The 14182-nt window shown below is 71.0% G+C and carries 12 protein-coding genes and 2 pseudogenes; 6 read left to right on the forward strand and 8 right to left on the reverse strand.

The window, feature by feature from the left end; genetic code table 11:
• Positions 1 to 157: 157 nt before the first annotated feature.
• Positions 158 to 1036: a glycoside hydrolase family 19 protein gene (locus FCI23_RS01175; RefSeq protein ID WP_136721510.1), complete on the forward strand. Its 879-nt coding sequence runs from the start codon at positions 158 to 160 to the stop codon at positions 1034 to 1036.
• 85 nt (positions 1037 to 1121) lie between these two features.
• Here the strand turns inward: FCI23_RS01175 and FCI23_RS63525 are convergent, their stop codons facing one another.
• A complete protein-coding gene (locus tag FCI23_RS63525) occupies positions 1122 to 1178 on the reverse strand; it encodes a hypothetical protein (RefSeq protein ID WP_407645904.1) in 57 nt (18 codons plus the stop codon).
• A gap of 101 nt (positions 1179 to 1279) precedes the next feature.
• A pseudogene (locus FCI23_RS62955) lies at positions 1280 to 1651 on the reverse strand (DUF2399 domain-containing protein); the annotation flags it as partial.
• Positions 1652 to 1727: 76 nt separating this feature from the next.
• On the opposite strand from FCI23_RS62955, the gene FCI23_RS01185 reads away from it, so the two are divergent.
• Entirely contained in the window at positions 1728 to 2201 is a 474-nt protein-coding gene (locus tag FCI23_RS01185) for an SPW repeat protein (protein WP_211265168.1), read from the forward strand.
• A 31-nt stretch (positions 2202 to 2232) separates the two neighbouring features.
• Here FCI23_RS01185 and FCI23_RS01190 read toward each other — a convergent pair whose 3' ends face one another.
• Positions 2233 to 3483, reverse strand: a complete 1251-nt coding sequence (locus FCI23_RS01190; protein WP_246143198.1) for a M14 family zinc carboxypeptidase — start codon at positions 3481 to 3483, stop codon at positions 2233 to 2235.
• A 247-nt stretch (positions 3484 to 3730) separates the two neighbouring features.
• Between FCI23_RS01190 and FCI23_RS01195 the strand changes: the two genes are divergently transcribed.
• From FCI23_RS01195 to FCI23_RS01205, 3 genes and pseudogenes are all read left to right on the forward strand, one after another.
• A complete protein-coding gene (locus tag FCI23_RS01195) occupies positions 3731 to 4843 on the forward strand; it encodes a HesA/MoeB/ThiF family protein (RefSeq protein WP_211265169.1) in 1113 nt (370 codons plus the stop codon).
• The gene (locus tag FCI23_RS01200) at positions 4840 to 6048 is read left to right on the forward strand and encodes a hypothetical protein (RefSeq protein ID WP_136721512.1); all 1209 of its coding nucleotides are present in this window, start codon (positions 4840 to 4842) and stop codon (positions 6046 to 6048) included. Before FCI23_RS01195 ends, FCI23_RS01200 begins: the two co-directional genes overlap by 4 nt.
• Before the next feature lie 196 nt (positions 6049 to 6244).
• Positions 6245 to 6349 (forward strand): annotated as a pseudogene (locus FCI23_RS01205) (NUDIX hydrolase); the annotation flags it as partial.
• A gap of 90 nt (positions 6350 to 6439) precedes the next feature.
• Here FCI23_RS01205 and FCI23_RS62960 read toward each other — a convergent pair.
• From FCI23_RS62960 to FCI23_RS56085, 3 genes are all read right to left on the reverse strand, one after another.
• On the reverse strand, positions 6440 to 6676 hold the full coding sequence (locus tag FCI23_RS62960) for a hypothetical protein (RefSeq protein WP_322973773.1): 237 nt from the start codon (positions 6674 to 6676) through the stop codon (positions 6440 to 6442).
• Positions 6677 to 6762: 86 nt separating this feature from the next.
• Complete coding sequence (locus FCI23_RS62965; protein ID WP_322973787.1) at positions 6763 to 7071, reverse strand: hypothetical protein; 309 nt, start codon at positions 7069 to 7071, stop codon at positions 6763 to 6765.
• Positions 7072 to 7117: 46 nt separating this feature from the next.
• Entirely contained in the window at positions 7118 to 7282 is a 165-nt protein-coding gene (locus FCI23_RS56085; protein WP_169316653.1) for a hypothetical protein, read from the reverse strand.
• A 347-nt stretch (positions 7283 to 7629) separates the two neighbouring features.
• Between FCI23_RS56085 and FCI23_RS01215 the strand changes: the two genes are divergently transcribed.
• Complete coding sequence (locus FCI23_RS01215; RefSeq protein ID WP_136721513.1) at positions 7630 to 8781, forward strand: helix-turn-helix domain-containing protein; 1152 nt, start codon at positions 7630 to 7632, stop codon at positions 8779 to 8781.
• A 12-nt stretch (positions 8782 to 8793) separates the two neighbouring features.
• Here FCI23_RS01215 and FCI23_RS01220 read toward each other — a convergent pair whose 3' ends face one another.
• Positions 8794 to 11466 (reverse strand): LuxR C-terminal-related transcriptional regulator, encoded by a 2673-nt coding sequence (locus tag FCI23_RS01220; protein ID WP_136721514.1) that lies wholly within the window; start codon positions 11464 to 11466, stop codon positions 8794 to 8796.
• Positions 11467 to 11540: 74 nt separating this feature from the next.
• Positions 11541 to 14180 carry an ATP-dependent chaperone ClpB gene (gene clpB, locus FCI23_RS01225; RefSeq protein ID WP_136721515.1) on the reverse strand — a complete coding sequence of 880 codons (2640 nt, stop codon included), beginning with the start codon at positions 14178 to 14180 and terminating at the stop codon, positions 11541 to 11543.
• Positions 14181 to 14182: the final 2 nt, after the last annotated feature.

Genomic DNA, 14182 nt, shown 5'->3' on the forward strand with positions numbered 1-14182 from the left:
AAGTCCGCACCCAGGTCGTCCCGTTCGCAGCGGCTGGCATCGCGTGGGGGGTGATGGTCTAGACCTTGACAGGTTCAGACCATTGAGGTTCAGTGCTTGTCACCCCCCACACAGTGGCCGCCCGCCTTCCGGCGCGGCCGCGCAAAGGAGTGATCACATGCCTCGACGTATCGCGGCGCTGCTCACCACTGTCGCCACGATCCTCGGCATCGTTCTGTTCCTGCCCGCGTCCTCCGCCTCGGCGGCCGACTGCGCCGCGTCGTGGAGTTCGTCGGCCGTCTACACCGGCGGAATGATGGCCTCGTACAGCGGCCACAACTGGTCCGCGAAGTGGTGGACTCAGAACGAGATTCCCGGCAGCGCCGACGTCTGGGCCGACCAAGGCGCCTGCGGCGGCTCGACGACACCGAGCCCCTCGGGATTCGTCGTCAGCGAGGCCCAGTTCAACCAGATGTTCCCGAGCCGGAACTCCTTCTACACCTACAGCGGTCTGACCGCGGCCCTGAGCGCCTATCCGGCCTTCGCCACCACCGGCAGCGACACCGTCAAGAAGCAGGAGGCGGCCGCGTTCCTGGCCAACGTCAGCCACGAGACGGGCGGTCTGGTCTACATCGTGGAGCAGAACACCGCCAACTACTCCACCTACTGCGACTGGAGCCAGTGGTACGGCTGCCCGGCCGGCCAGTCGGCCTACTACGGCCGCGGCCCGATCCAGCTCAGCTGGAACTTCAACTACAAGGCGGCCGGTGACGCGCTCGGCATCGACCTGCTCGACAACCCCTACCTGGTGCAGACCGACGCCGCCGTGGCGTGGAAGACCGGCCTCTGGTACTGGATGACCCAGTCCGGGCCCGGCACGATGACCCCCCACAACGCCATGGTCAACGGCGCCGGCTTCGGCGAGACCATCCGCAGCATCAACGGCTCGCTGGAGTGCAACGGTCTCAACACGGCGGAGATGCAAGACCGGGTCAACAAGTACAACGCCTTCGTCCAGATCCTGGGGACGACCGCGGGCAGCAACCTGACCTGCTGAAGCGGCGGGGGAGCCGTGGAGGCCCATGGAACGGGGGCGGGACGGGGGTCCGGCGCACGACGGCCGGACCCCCGCCCCGGCATTCCTACCCGGCGAGGTCGGACAGCAGGTCGCCCAGCACCGCCTCCTCCTCCACCCGCACGCCGAGTTCGGCCAGAGCCGAGGCCAGCGCGGGGTCCCAGGGGGACTCGGCCGGGGTGCGGTGAGCGGCGCGGCGAGGGGTGTCGCGGTGGCCGCGGCGCGGTAGCCGGCGGCCGTGTAGCGACAGGGGCTCCAGGGGCCATGGCGGAGCAGGGTGGTGGCGATGCGCAGGCCGCCCCAGTCGAAGTCGCCGTGGTAATGCAGGGTGGCACCCTGCTCGTGGAGGTGGCGCAGCAGGGTGACGGCAGCGGCGGAAGGCTGGCCCTGGAGGCGGACAAGAGGTGGGCAGGCGGCCCCGTATGCGTCGGCGGCGGCGGACACCATGGAGCCGTCGTTGCTGATCGCGACGGTTTTGCGGGTCCCGGGCCGCCAGCTTGCGAGCGCGTCCCCGAGCGCCAGTGCCTCCTCAGCGGCCTCGCCGGCCCGGGTGAGCTGGTAGATGAACGGGAGCGCGGGCCACGCATCCTGCCACATTCCTTATGTGACATTTAGTGTTTTCCCGACAATCGGGGTAGGCGGCTCTTCAGGCAGACCGACTCATCCTTAGGAGATGGTCCCTGTGACCTACACCCCCTCGAGCATCGACCAACACCCCGACCTCCTCGAAATGCGGCTGCGTTCGGAGCGCGCGACGACCACGCCCCGGGCCCAGGCGACCGAAGCCTTGGCGCTGATCACTGGCGTCTATCTGGCGGCCTCGCCCTGGATCACCGGTTTCAACGGCCTCACCACGCTGGCCGTCAACAACCTCATCACGGGTATCGCCTATGCCACGCTGATGGGCGGCTTCGGACACGCTTACGAGCGCACCCACGCCATGGCCTGGGCCGCCGCGGTCATCGGAGTATGGACGATCATCGCGCCCTGGGTCGTCGTCGGGAATGTCAACACCACCCGCACCGTCATCAGCAACGTCGTCGTCGGCGCCGTCGCGCTGCTGCTCGCCCTGGCCGCCAGCGCCGCCAGCGCAGCCAGGCCCGACGGCAGCATCCGCGACCGCGGGTCGGCGGACCGGTCGCGGTGAGAAACCGGCGCGCGAATCGCGCCGGGCGTATTCAGGTACGCAAGGATTCGAAGGCCGCGATGGCGGTACGCGCCTGTTGCTCCGACTGATCCGCGACCGGGATCCAGCGGACGTCGAACGCCGCCTCGAACGCGGCGGACCAGTCGGCGACGAGGCCGTCCAGTTCCGGCGTCGGACGCAGCCGCCGCAACATCGCCGCGGCACGCAGCGGGAGCCGCTGGGCGTAGACCTGGACGCTGGTCAGCCGCGCGGTGGTCATCGGCGGGAGCGGTGCCGCGTCGCTGCTGCGTACGGCCGGATCCCAGTCCTCGGCGAGCCGCGGACCGACGGCGATCGTTTCCTCCACCGCGCGGAGCAGCGGGCCGCCGTCGCCGGGCAGAAAGGGCCTGGCCGCTTCTAGCTCCCGGGCCACCCGGCTGGTGTCGCGGCGCAGGGCCGCACCCGCCGCTCTCAGGGCACGGTCGGCGTCCGGAGCCGGTGAGATGTCCGCCGAGCGCTCACAGCCCCACATCGGCGCCTCGATGATCGCGGTGACGCCACCGTATCGCCGGGCGTAGGCCCATGTGGAGTGCTCCGCGTCCGAGGGGACGGCGTCCCATCCCTCGGGTTCGCCGGGGGGCGGCATCAGATACACGCCCGGCCCGGAGTCGGCCCAGTAGAAGGCGTCGGCCGAGCCGAGCTCCAGCGGAATGTCCAGCTCCGCGGCCGACTTGCCGAGCCGGCCCGAGAGCCCCGGGAGATCGTCGGTCAGCAGAAGATGGACGCCTCCCACATCGATCCCGTGCAGCGAGCACTGCAGCACCGGCCGGAGCTCGTCGATCAGGCCGACCAGACAGCGCGTCTCGGGCAGCACCTCACGCAGCGGGTCATCGAGCACGAGCCACTCCGGCTGCTCGCTGGAGTGCGGCCGGAAGAGGTGGCGGAAGTGGTCGCCCACGGTCGGGGAGAGCACCAACTCGGTCTCGTTGCGGTGCGCGCCGTCGGGGTCGACGCAGAGCAGGAAGTGCCACGCGGCGTCGGCGGCCTCGCGCAGCCGCCGGTCGTGCGCGACCCGGTCGGCCAGCCTCAGGACGGTCGCGCCGCCGACCCCGGCCTCATTGGCATGGGCCCCGGCCACGACCAGCACATTGCGCCGGCCGTGGCCCACGGACAGCAGGAGAAGCGGGCGGCCCTCCCGTGATCTGCCGACGGTCCGGAGTCCGCACAGCCCGGGATGGGATTCGGTCAGTGCCGACGCCGCCGAGGCGACTTCGCTCGTTGTCGGGTACCGGTCTCCCGTCACCGCCACGCCTCTCCTCCGCTCAGGAGCCGTTCGCGTTGCTGTCTCCCGTTGTCTCCTTCTTGTCCAACCGCCGGATCCTGATCACCTTCGGCTTGGCGTTCGTCGAGCTGCCGGACTCCCCTGTGGAACTGGCCATGGGCCCTCCCTCTACGGCGTGATGACGTCTTGCCAATACCACATGCGTGAGGTGAGGGTGTCAACAGCGCGATCCGGACACCAAGGGGGGTCTCGAGTGACGGTCGGGCCAATGCGGCGGCCTCGGATCAAGCCGGAGCACCGGCCCTACCGGACGGTGGACGGGAACATCCGGATCGGGAGCGTCATATACGGGGCCGGAGCGGAGATCGAGGACCCCGGCGGCTGGGTGTGGACCCTGACCGAGTCGCTGGACGGCATGCGCGCCCCGGAGGCGGTCATCGCGGAGGTGACCCGCCGCCACCCCGGGGTGGCGGCCGCCGATGTGGTCACGGCGTACGAGCAGATCCTGGACGGCGGCTTCGTCGAGGATGCCGGGGCGCCGGTCCCGCCCGAGCTGTCCCTCCGGGAGCAGGAACGTTACGGCCGGAGCATGGCCTTCTTCCGCTGGATCGACCTCACTCCCCGGACCAGCCCGTGGGACGCGCAGCTGCGGCTTCGCCGGTCCCGGGTGCTGCTGATCGGCCTGGGCGGCACCGGAGGGGCGGTGGCACAGGCGCTGGTCGCCTCCGGAGTCGGGCGGCTGCACTGCGTGGATCCGGATGTGGTGGAGCTGTCCAATCTCAACCGGCAGCCGTTGTACGGCGAGAACGACATCGGGCGGCCGAAGGCGGACGTGGCTGTGGAGCGGCTCCGGTCGATGAACTCGGACATCGTGGTCACCGCTGAGCGCCGCGAAGTGCGGGGCGAGGGCGACCTGGCGGAGCTGCTCGCCGACGGACGCGGCTGTGACCTCCTCGTACTGGCCGCGGACCGGCCCACCGCGATCCGGAGGTGGGCCAACCGCGCCTGCCTCGCCGCGGAGGTTCCGTGGCTCGACGGCGGCTACCACGGGCCGCTTGCCACCGTGGGGGTCCACGTTCCCGGGAACGGGCCGTGCTGGGAATGCATGCGCGCCGGGGAGGTGGCGCGCAGGGACCTGCGCCTGGCACCCGGTGAGGAGGAGGAACGGGCCTCGCCCCGGATGCCGTGGAATCCGGTGAACGCCGTGTCCGCCGGCCTCTCGGGCATGCTCATGGCGCATGCGGCGCTCACACTGCTCACCGGAGCACCGCCCATCGCCCCCGGTTTCCGTTTCGGGGTCAACCTGATGGCGCCGGGCGACCCGGTCCTGGACCGCTTCCCACGCCGCCGCGACTGCCCCGCCTGCGGGGACAGGGCATGACCGAGGGGGTGGCTCCGTCGGCCCGGGTCCGGCTGCACCCGCTGGCCGCCCGCAGGGACGGTGACGAGTGGATCGTCGGCCGCGTCGCGACCGGGGATTTCGTGGCCCTGCCGCCGGTCGGGGTCCGGGCCGTCGAGATGTTGCGCGACGGGCTCAGCGTCGCGGAAACGAGCGCCCGCCTCACGGCCGAGACCGGCGAGGAGCTGGATACGCTCGGCTTCGTCCGCGACCTGATCGGCCTCGGGTTCGTCGCCGAGGTCGGCGGACAGCCGGTCCCCTCCCCCGAACCGCCGCCCCCGACCTTCCCCCGGCTGCTGCCGCGCCACGTGAGGTGGACGCTGAGCCCGGTTCTGCCCCCCTTGCTCGGTGCACTCGTGCTGGCGGCCGTCCTCGTCCTCCTGCGCCGCCCCGGCCTCCTCCCCGGCTACCGGAGCCTGCTGTGGAACCCGCACGGCAGCCTGGTCCTCGGTCTGGGCTTCCTCGCGGGCTGGCTGCTGCTCCTGATCCATGAATGCGCGCATCTCGCGGTCGCCCGGGCCACGGGGGTGCCCGCGCGGATCCGGCTCGGTACGCGGCTGCAGTTCCTGGTCATGCAGACCGACATCAGCGGTATAGAACTGGCCTCCCGACGCCACCGTATGACGGCCTATCTCGCCGGCATGGCGGTCAACGTGGCGGTGTCCGCGACCGCGGTTCTCCTCCTCGCCCGGACAGGGGCGGGAACGACCGCCCACCGGGTCCTCGCCGCTCTCGTGCTGCTCGCGGTCCTACCGCTGCCCTTCCAGTTCATGGTGTTCATGCGCACCGACGTCTACTTCGTCCTGCAGGACCTCACGGGCTGCCGCGACCTGCACGGCGACGGCCGTGCCTACGCCCGGTACGCCGCCCGTACGATCACGCGCCGCCGGCCCCGGCCGGCCGATCCGAGCCTGGAACTGCCCGCCCGCGAACGGCAGGCGGTACGGATCTACAGCGCGGTCCTCGTCGTCGGCACCGCGCTGTGCCTTGCGACCCTGGCGACCGTCACCGTGCCCACCGACGTCACCATGCTGGTCCGGGCGGCGGCACGGCTCGGCCCGGGACACCCGGCGCTCGACCGTCTCGATGCCGCTGTCGTCCTCGCCGTGCTCGGCGGGGCACAGCTCATGTGGCTGCTCACGTGGTGGCGCGGCCGCCGGCGCCGCACCCCGCGGCGGCTCACCTGAAACCGGTGTGCCCGGACACCGGGCCTGCGGGAATCATCGTGTGCTCCCCCGCTCCTCGGCGTCATTGACCGCGCGGCCTACCGTCGTGCGCCGGGTCGTCGACCTCGCGCCACCGATCGCCGTACGCGCTCACCGTGATCCGGTCGGTATGCGGCACGTTGTGCGGGAAACCCTCCACGCTCCGCCTCGACGTGCCCCACTGGCCGACATCCGGGGCATGATTGACCGGCGGGAGATCGTCAGCAGCGGATCACTCATTGAGCTGCTGTACTTGCTGCTGGACGAGGCCAGGGCAGTTTGAGCGAGGGCGCACGCGGGCTTCAAAAGCGTCCTGGACGAGGGCAGGATGAGCGTGTGTGAGACCGCCCTGGACCTCGCCCGCCGGCTCTGGTCAGACCGGGAGCTGCCAGCTCGGTCCGTCCGGGTCTGCGAGCCAGACGGTCTGTGTGTCGTCGGTGACCGTCATGCCGAAGTGGGACTGCTCGGGCGAACCGGCCGTCTGCCATGTCGTGAGGGCGTCCTCCACCTGGTTCCACAGACACAGAGGACCGTGCTGGTGGACCGTCCAGCCGTCATCGGCGGGCTCGGTCCATGCCTGTGAACCGGTGGCTACATCCAGGAGGATCACGCTGTCACCGGAGTACATGAGCTCGGCGGATGGCGCGGCGAGCTGCGCGACGAAGTGCCCGGTCCAGTCCTGGAGAAGGTCCGGGTTTACACGGCTGGTGCGGATGTTGCCCGGGTGGCGGAAGAAGGTGGAGTGGGCGGGCGCTCTTGGGGGCGGGCGAGCATGTAGGAGATCGTGTCCCCGGTGAAGCGGCCGGTTGCGGTGCCGTCGTCAGCCAGGGTGAGGCGGATCAAGCCGGAGGCGAGCATCCAGCCACTGAGGGTGGTGGTGATGGTACCGCCGTCGCGGAGCTGCCACAGCCAGGGGACGGGGATATGCCGTACCGCGCAGGTGGCGACGATGGCGTCGGACTCGGCTCCTTCTTGGTGTCCTTGCAGGCCGTCGCCGATGACCAGGGTCGGGGCGTATCCAGCCGTGGGCGCCCACGTCTGACTCCGGCCACTACGAGGAGAGCCTCGTGATCGTCACCAGGGTCACGAGGCTCTCCGCGTACGTCCCGGGCCGCACACTGATCACGGCGCCGCTGCGCGCCCTCGCCAGAGCCTCACCGATCGTCCGAAAGCCGTCGGATCCTGCCGGGCCGACCGTCAGTACCTGGCGTGACACGCGCCGCCCTCCTCTACTCGGCACGGGCCAATTAACTCAACCGGGGCCCGCATTGACGCCGTGTCTGCTGCTTGGACGGCAGGGCGGTCGCCCGCCCCCTCACCGGGGCCGTCCGGCCGGTGCCCCGACGACCGTCGGTTGACCACACACGGGGACACCCGGTCGCGTTGCCGCCCGCCCGGCCGTTGTGATCGCACCTCAGGTCTTCCTCAAATTCGTTCCGGTGACGGCAGACGGCCACCTACAGTTCCGGTAGCTGATTCCTCATCGATGAAGGGGTGAAGCCACGCCCGGAGCTTCGGCTTTCAGGGTGAATCCGGCGTCGCCGAAACCATCCGGGAGCCACAATGGACACCCGTCTTTCCAGGGTCACAACTGTCAGCAGCCGAGCGAAGTGCCAGTCGACTCTCTCCTACGCGGCGATCCGCGCACCTCGCACCGCTGAAGAGCGCCACCAGCCACTCGATGAGCTGTACGCCATCTATCTCGAACTCATCGATCCCCGCAACCAGTGGAATCCAGGTATCGCCCATCGCATTCGCCGGATAGGGAAATCCTGGTCCGCTCGGCACGAATCCGTCTTTCCTTTGATTGAGGCGCTGCGCGGGCGGCTGGCGGACCTGCTCGCCTCGACCACCCCGGAGCAGGAGACAAACGACGAGCACTGGTTCCTGATCCGGACACATGAAATCAGCAGCAGGATCTCGCTGGAGCTGTGCCTGGGGTTCGAGAACAGCCGTCTCGTCCGCCCCGCCCGGCCCGGAACCGGTCCGGGGGCCCGTCCCGCCGCTCTGTTGTCGGCCTTCCTGACCGGTACTCCGACGTCTCGTCCGGTCGACGCCGGATCGCCCAGCACCCCGCAATCCGGCTACTGCGTGGTCGCCGTCCGGTCCGACGGCTGGGACAAGGAGGCCGCCGTGGCGGCGTTGGACCGGCTCGGCGGACCGGGCACCGTCACCATGCTCTCCGCCGACGGCGGATACGCGCTGCTCCCCGCGCACGACGACGCCGCCTCGCGTACCCTCTGTGAGCGGCTCCACGCCGAACTCGACGGATCCGTATGGCTGGCAGCCGGATGGCGACGGACGACAGAGCTGGCCGATGCCAAGCGCCATGTCGACGACATCCTGGCGCTGGCGCTCGCGCTGCACTCGGAGCCCGCCGTCTACTGGCTGGACGACTTCCCGGTGGAGTACGCCGCGATCCGTACGCCCGCGGTCGCCGAACTCCTGCTGAATCTGATCGAACCGGTCGTCTCCAGACCGCTTCTTCTTCTGACGCTGGAGGCACTGATCGGCGCGGGCGGCAACCGGAGCCGGGCCGCCAAACAGCTGGCCGTCCACTACAGCACGATCGACTACCGGTTGCGGCGCATCGAGGTCTTCACCGGGCACTCGCCCCTGAGCACCCCGGGCCTGAACCTGCTGAGCACCGCCTTCGCGGTCCATGTCCTGGCCACTCGGGGGAGCGACGTCGCGCCGGAGGCGGCGGGGTTCTGAGAGACGTCGTGCCTACAACAGGCCCTGGTCCCGGCCGGCCGCGACGGCCTGCCTGCGGCGTGAGACGCCGAGCTTCCGGTAGATGCTGCGCAGATGGGTCTTGACCGTGTTCACCGAGATGAACGTCTCTGACGCGATCTCATCAAGTGTCTGCAGGCTGGGCAGCAGGCGCAGCAGGTCGGCTTCCCTGGGGGTGAGGGGGTCGGCCAAGTCGGCCCGCCGTACGGGTTCCAGTGCGCGGAGCACTTCGCGGGCGAACGGCTCCTGGCTGCCGAGCCGGGGAAGCGCCACGTTCATGAGCGCCCGCAGGCGTGGGCCGGCGGTGTGGAACGGGCGGATGACGCGGGAGGGCGTGGCGGCGGCCAGGGCCTCGCGAAGCCCCTGTTCGGCGCGGAGTTCCTCGCCGTGCGAGGCCGCGAGGTCTGCTTCCAGCAACCAGGCGTCCACCAGTGTCGTGGTCAGCAGGGCGGCGGCGGTGCCGCCCAGGACCGGTCGCAGGGCGCGAAGGGCGGCCTCGTCGCGATGGCGGGCGGCGAGCAGCCGGGCTTCCATGAGGGCCACCTCGGCCAGGTCGCCCAGCTGGACGCGGACCGCCTCCAGGGCCCCGGCGGCGCATGCGTGTTGGGCCAGTGCCAGCGCGAGTCCCAGTTCGGCGCCCGCCGCCAGGGCCCGCAGTTCGGGGGGGACGGGGCAGGCCTCGCAGCTTCGCTTCGCAAGGAGCGCGAGGTCGAGCCCCTCGCGGCGCTCACCGCGGTCGAAGAGGGTGACGGCGTGCACGGTCCGGGCCCAGAAGAGATCGGCGGGGCCGCCCGGCGGCGCGGTGTTCAGGGCGAGTTCGGACAGCCGCCGGGCGGCCCCGCACTCGAGCGCCTGGCAGGCGGCCCAGGCCTGGGCGGTGTAGGCGGGAGCGCACCGGGAGGTGGAGGCCCAGCCGTGCGAGGCTGCGAAGTCCACCGCGCCCCGGCCGATGTCCTGCGCGCGGGTGAAGTCGCACTCGGCGGTGGCGACGGTGGCCAGGCCGCTCAGGCAGGACAGGACGAGCCCGTCCAGACCGTACCGCCGGGCGATCGCCAGGGCGCTCTCCAGATCGGCTCCGCCCTCTTTGCGGCGTCCGGCCTCCAGCCGCGCCGAGCCCCTGCTGGCCAGCATCAGCGCGGTCGCGCCGGGCTGTTCTCCGACCGGATCGGACAGCTCGTCCGCCGCCGCCAGCGCCTCGGACGGGTCGCCCCTGAGCCTGGCCCTGTCCAGCCGTACGGCGAGGCCCAGCGCGCGGGGCGGGCCGTCCGGGCCGGACCGGGCACCGGGTACCGGGCCCAGCGGCGCGGCGGCGCAGTGGGTCAGGTGGTGATCGCAGGTCTCGGCGTCGCCCGCGTCCAGTGAGGCGTAGGCGGACACCAGCGCGAGCCGCGGGTCCACGCGGGCGGCGGTGGCGGGCAGGGCGTCCAGGACACGGCGCACGGCCGCCCCCTGGCCGGACGCCACGAGTGTCACGGCGTGCCGCTCCAGCAGGGCCGCCACGCAGGAGAAGTCCCTGGCCGCCACCGCGTGGTCCAACGCCTCCAGCGGCTGGTTGTGTTCGGCGAACCACTGCGCGGCCCTCAGGTGCAGCGGCGCGACCGCGCCCGGACGGTGGCGGCCGAGTTCGGCCCGCAGATGTCCGCGCAGCAGCCCGTGGCAGCGGTACCAGAGGGAGTGCGGAGCCGGCCTGTCGATGAGCGCGTTGGCGCGGTGCAGCCCGTCGAGCATCACGGCCGCGTCGTCCCTTCCGCTCAGCGCGGCGGCCAGGTCACCGCACAGCAGCTCGCACACGGAGGTCGTCTCCAGGAATTCGCGCAACTGGGAGGTCTGCCGCGACAGCACTTCGCCGGCCAGGTAGTCGGCGACCGCCCGGTCGTCTCCGCCGAAGTCTGAGATCACGGCCCCCGGGTCCGGTGCGCCCCGCACCGCCATGGCGGCCAGTCGCAGGCCGGCCGGCCAGCCCTCCGTCCGCTCCATGAGCAGGGCCAGCTCGTCCGCGCCCAGCGTTGTCGCGTGCCGGGCCAGCAGCCCCCTCGCCTCGCCGGTGGTGAACCGCAACGCGTCCGTGCGCAACTCACTCAGCCGGCCGGCCACCCGCAGCCGGTACAGGGACAGCGGCGGTTCCCGGCGAAAGGCGAGCACGAGCCGGAGCCGGGGCGGCTGGTTGCGCAGCAGTCTCTCCAGGCCGCACAGCGCCGCCGGGTCGGCCGGTTCGTCGGCGTTGTCGAGCACCAGCCGCACGGGCGGACCCGGCTCGGACAGTCCGTTGATCACAGCGGTGACGAAGTCCGGGCCGACCGCCATCGCGCGTGGAGCGGTCAGCGACCACAGCGGCTGTCCCGGTCGTACGGCCCCGGCCGCTCGCAGCGAAGCGAGCAGGGCGGACCACAAGCGGCTGGGGTCATTGTCGTCGCGGTCCAGGCTCACCCACGCGACCGGCAGGGTGGAGAACTGTGCCCACGTGGCGAGCAGGAAGGTCTTGCCATAGCCGGCGGGCGCACATACGGCCGTCACCGGGCGGCCGGCCGCGACTTCCAGGGCCGCCCGCAGCCGCGGGCGGTCGATGGCGGAGTCGGACAGCTCGGGCACCGCGATCTTCCCGGCCGGAACCACCGGTACCGGATACTTCGCGACCGCGCGGGCGCCCGGAGCGTGTGCTTGGGTCACACCTCGACGCTACGGGCTCCGGGAGAGCCGCTCAACATTTAGAAGCCGGGCGAACAGGTGGGGGGGCCCGGCGGTCATGCGGCGGCGCGGTCGGGCTCGGGCTCGGTGTTCTCGTACCGGACCGTGAGTTCGCCGTTCGACAGCTCTACGTGGATCGTCGCCCCGTCCCGTATGTCACCGCTGAGCAGGGCGCGCCCGATACGGGTCTCCACCTCACGGGCGATGAACCGGCGCAGCGGCCGGGCGCCGTAGACGGGGTCGAAGCCCTGCTGGGCGATGAACCGGCGGGCGTCCTCGCTGACCTCGAGAGTCATTCGCCGGTCGGCGAGCCGGGTTCGCAGATCGTTGAACATCAGCTCGACGATGCGTTCGATCTCGGTCTGGGTGAGCGGCTTGAACACCACGATGTCATCCACGCGGTTGAGGAACTCGGGGCGGAAGTGCCGCTGGAGCGCCCCCATGACCGCTTCGGTCGCCTCGGGTTTGATCTCCCCGTCGGGCGTCAGCCCCTCCAGGAGATAGTCCGAACCGATGTTCGAGGTCATGATGAGCACGCAGTTGCGGAAGTCGACCGTGCGGCCCTGCGCGTCGGTGAGCCGCCCGTCGTCGAGAACCTGCAGCAAGGTGTTGAAGACATCCGCGTGCGCCTTCTCGATCTCGTCGAAGAGCACCACCGAGTACGGCTTGCGCCGCACGGCCTCGGTCAGCTGGCCGCCCTCCTCGTAGCCGACGTAGCCGGGAGGGGCGCCGACCAGGCGGCTGACGGTGTGGCGTTCCTGGTACTCGCTCATGTCGATGCGGACCATGTTCTCGTCGGTGTCGAACAGTGCCTCGGCGAGTGTCTTGGCGAGCTCCGTCTTTCCCACTCCGGTGGGCCCGAGGAAGATGAACGAGCCGATCGGCCGGCGGGGGTCCTTGATGCCGGACCGGGCGCGGATGATGGCGTCGGAGACCAGCCGCACCGCCTCGTCCTGGCCGATGACCCGCTCATGCAGGATCTCCTCCAGGCGCAGCAGCTTCTCCCGCTCGCCCTCCTTGAGACGGCTGACCGGGATGCCGGTCCACCGGGAGACGATGGCGGCGATCTCCTCTTCCGTGACGGTCTCCCGCAGCAGCCGGTGACCGCCCTGCTTGGACTGGAGCAGCTCCTCCTCCGCGCGCAGCCGCCGCTCCAGCTCCGGCAGCTGCCCGTGCCGCAGCTGGGCGGCCCGGTTGAGGTCGTAGGCCCGCTCGGCCTGCTCGGCCTCGTGGCGGATGTGCTCCAGTTCCCCGCGCAGCGACTGCACCTTGCGCAGCGCCTGGCGCTCGGCCTCCCACTGGGCCCGCATCGCGTCGGCCTCGGCCCGCAGGCCGACCAGCTCCTTGCGCAGCTCGTCCAGGCGCGCCCGGCTGGTCGGGTCGGTCTCCTTCGCCAGCGCGGCCTCCTCGATCTCCAGGCGGGTCACCCGGCGGGTGAGCTCGTCCAGCTCGGCCGGCATCGAGTCGATCTCGGTGCGCAGCATCGCGCAGGCCTCGTCGACCAGGTCGATCGCCTTGTCCGGCAGGAAGCGGTCGGAGATGTAGCGGTGGCTGAGGGTCGCGGCGGCCACCAGGGCGCTGTCCTGGATCCGTACGCCGTGGAACACCTCCAGGCGCTCCCGCAAGCCGCGCAGGATCGAGATGGTGTCCTCGACGGACGGCTCCTCGATCATCACGGGCTGGAACCGGCGCTCCAGAGCGGCGTCCTTCTCGACGTGCTTGCGGTACTCCTCCAGGGTCGTCGCCCCGATCATGTGCAGTTCGCCACGGGCCAGCATCGGCTTGAGCATGTTGCCGGCGTCCATCGAGCCCTCGGCGGCGCCCGCGCCGACGACCGTGTGCATCTCGTCCACGAACAGCAAGATCCGGCCCTCGGCGGCCTTCACCTCGTTCAGTACCGCCTTGAACCGCTCCTCGAACTCACCCCGGTACTTGGCGCCGGCCACCAGCGACCCCATGTCCAGGGCGAAGACAGTCTTGTCCTTCAGCCCTTCGGGGACGTCCCCGCGCATAATGCGCTGGGCCAGGCCTTCCACCACGGCGGTCTTGCCGACCCCGGGGTCCCCGACAAGCACCGGGTTGTTCTTGGTCTTGCGGGAGAGGATCTGGATGACCCGGCGGATCTCGCTGTCGCGGCCGATGACCGGGTCCAGCTTGTCGGCCCGGGCCTCGGCGACGAGGTCCCGGCCGTACTTCTCCAGCGCCTCGTAGGAGACCTCGGGCATCGCGGAGGTGACGCGCTGGCTGCCCCGGATGGAGGTGAGGGCCTGGAGGAATGCGTCCCGGGTCACTCCGTGTTCGCGCAGCAGGCGGCCGGAGGCGGTCCCGGGGCCCTCGTCGAGAAGCGCGATCAGGAGGTGCTCGACGGAGACATACTCGTCCTTGAGGCGCTTGGCCTCCTGCTCGGCCGCGTCCAGCAGCCGGGACAGGCGCTGGGTGACGAACACCTGGCCGGGCGCCGCCCCCGGACCGCTGACACTCGGCCGGCGGCCGAGTTCCACCTCCAGGTCGGCCCGCAGGGCCTCGGGATCGGCACCCGCCTGGGCGAGCAGACGCGGCGCGAGGCCCTCCGGCTGTTCGAGCAGGGCCAGCAGGAGGTGCTCCCCGTCCACCTCGGTGTGGCCAAAGCGCAGTGCCTTGGTCTGCGCGTCGTGCAGTGCTTCCTGGGACTTCTGCGTCAGACGGTTCAGATCCATGA

It is taken from the genome of Actinacidiphila oryziradicis, from assembly GCF_005047355.1.
Taxonomy (GTDB): Bacteria; Actinomycetota; Actinomycetes; order Streptomycetales; family Streptomycetaceae; genus Actinacidiphila; species Actinacidiphila oryziradicis.

Coding starts and splice junctions, on each gene's coding strand:
- FCI23_RS01200 (WP_136721512.1), top strand. CDS start 4,840: ATGACCGAGGGGGTGGCTCCGTCGGCCCGGGTCCGGCTGCACCCGCTG.
- FCI23_RS01215 (WP_136721513.1), top strand. CDS start 7,630: ATGGACACCCGTCTTTCCAGGGTCACAACTGTCAGCAGCCGAGCGAAG.
- FCI23_RS01175 (WP_136721510.1), top strand. CDS start 158: ATGCCTCGACGTATCGCGGCGCTGCTCACCACTGTCGCCACGATCCTC.
- FCI23_RS01195 (WP_211265169.1), top strand. CDS start 3,731: ATGCGGCGGCCTCGGATCAAGCCGGAGCACCGGCCCTACCGGACGGTG.
- FCI23_RS01185 (WP_211265168.1), top strand. CDS start 1,728: ATGGTCCCTGTGACCTACACCCCCTCGAGCATCGACCAACACCCCGAC.
- clpB (WP_136721515.1), bottom strand. CDS start 14,180: ATGGATCTGAACCGTCTGACGCAGAAGTCCCAGGAAGCACTGCACGAC.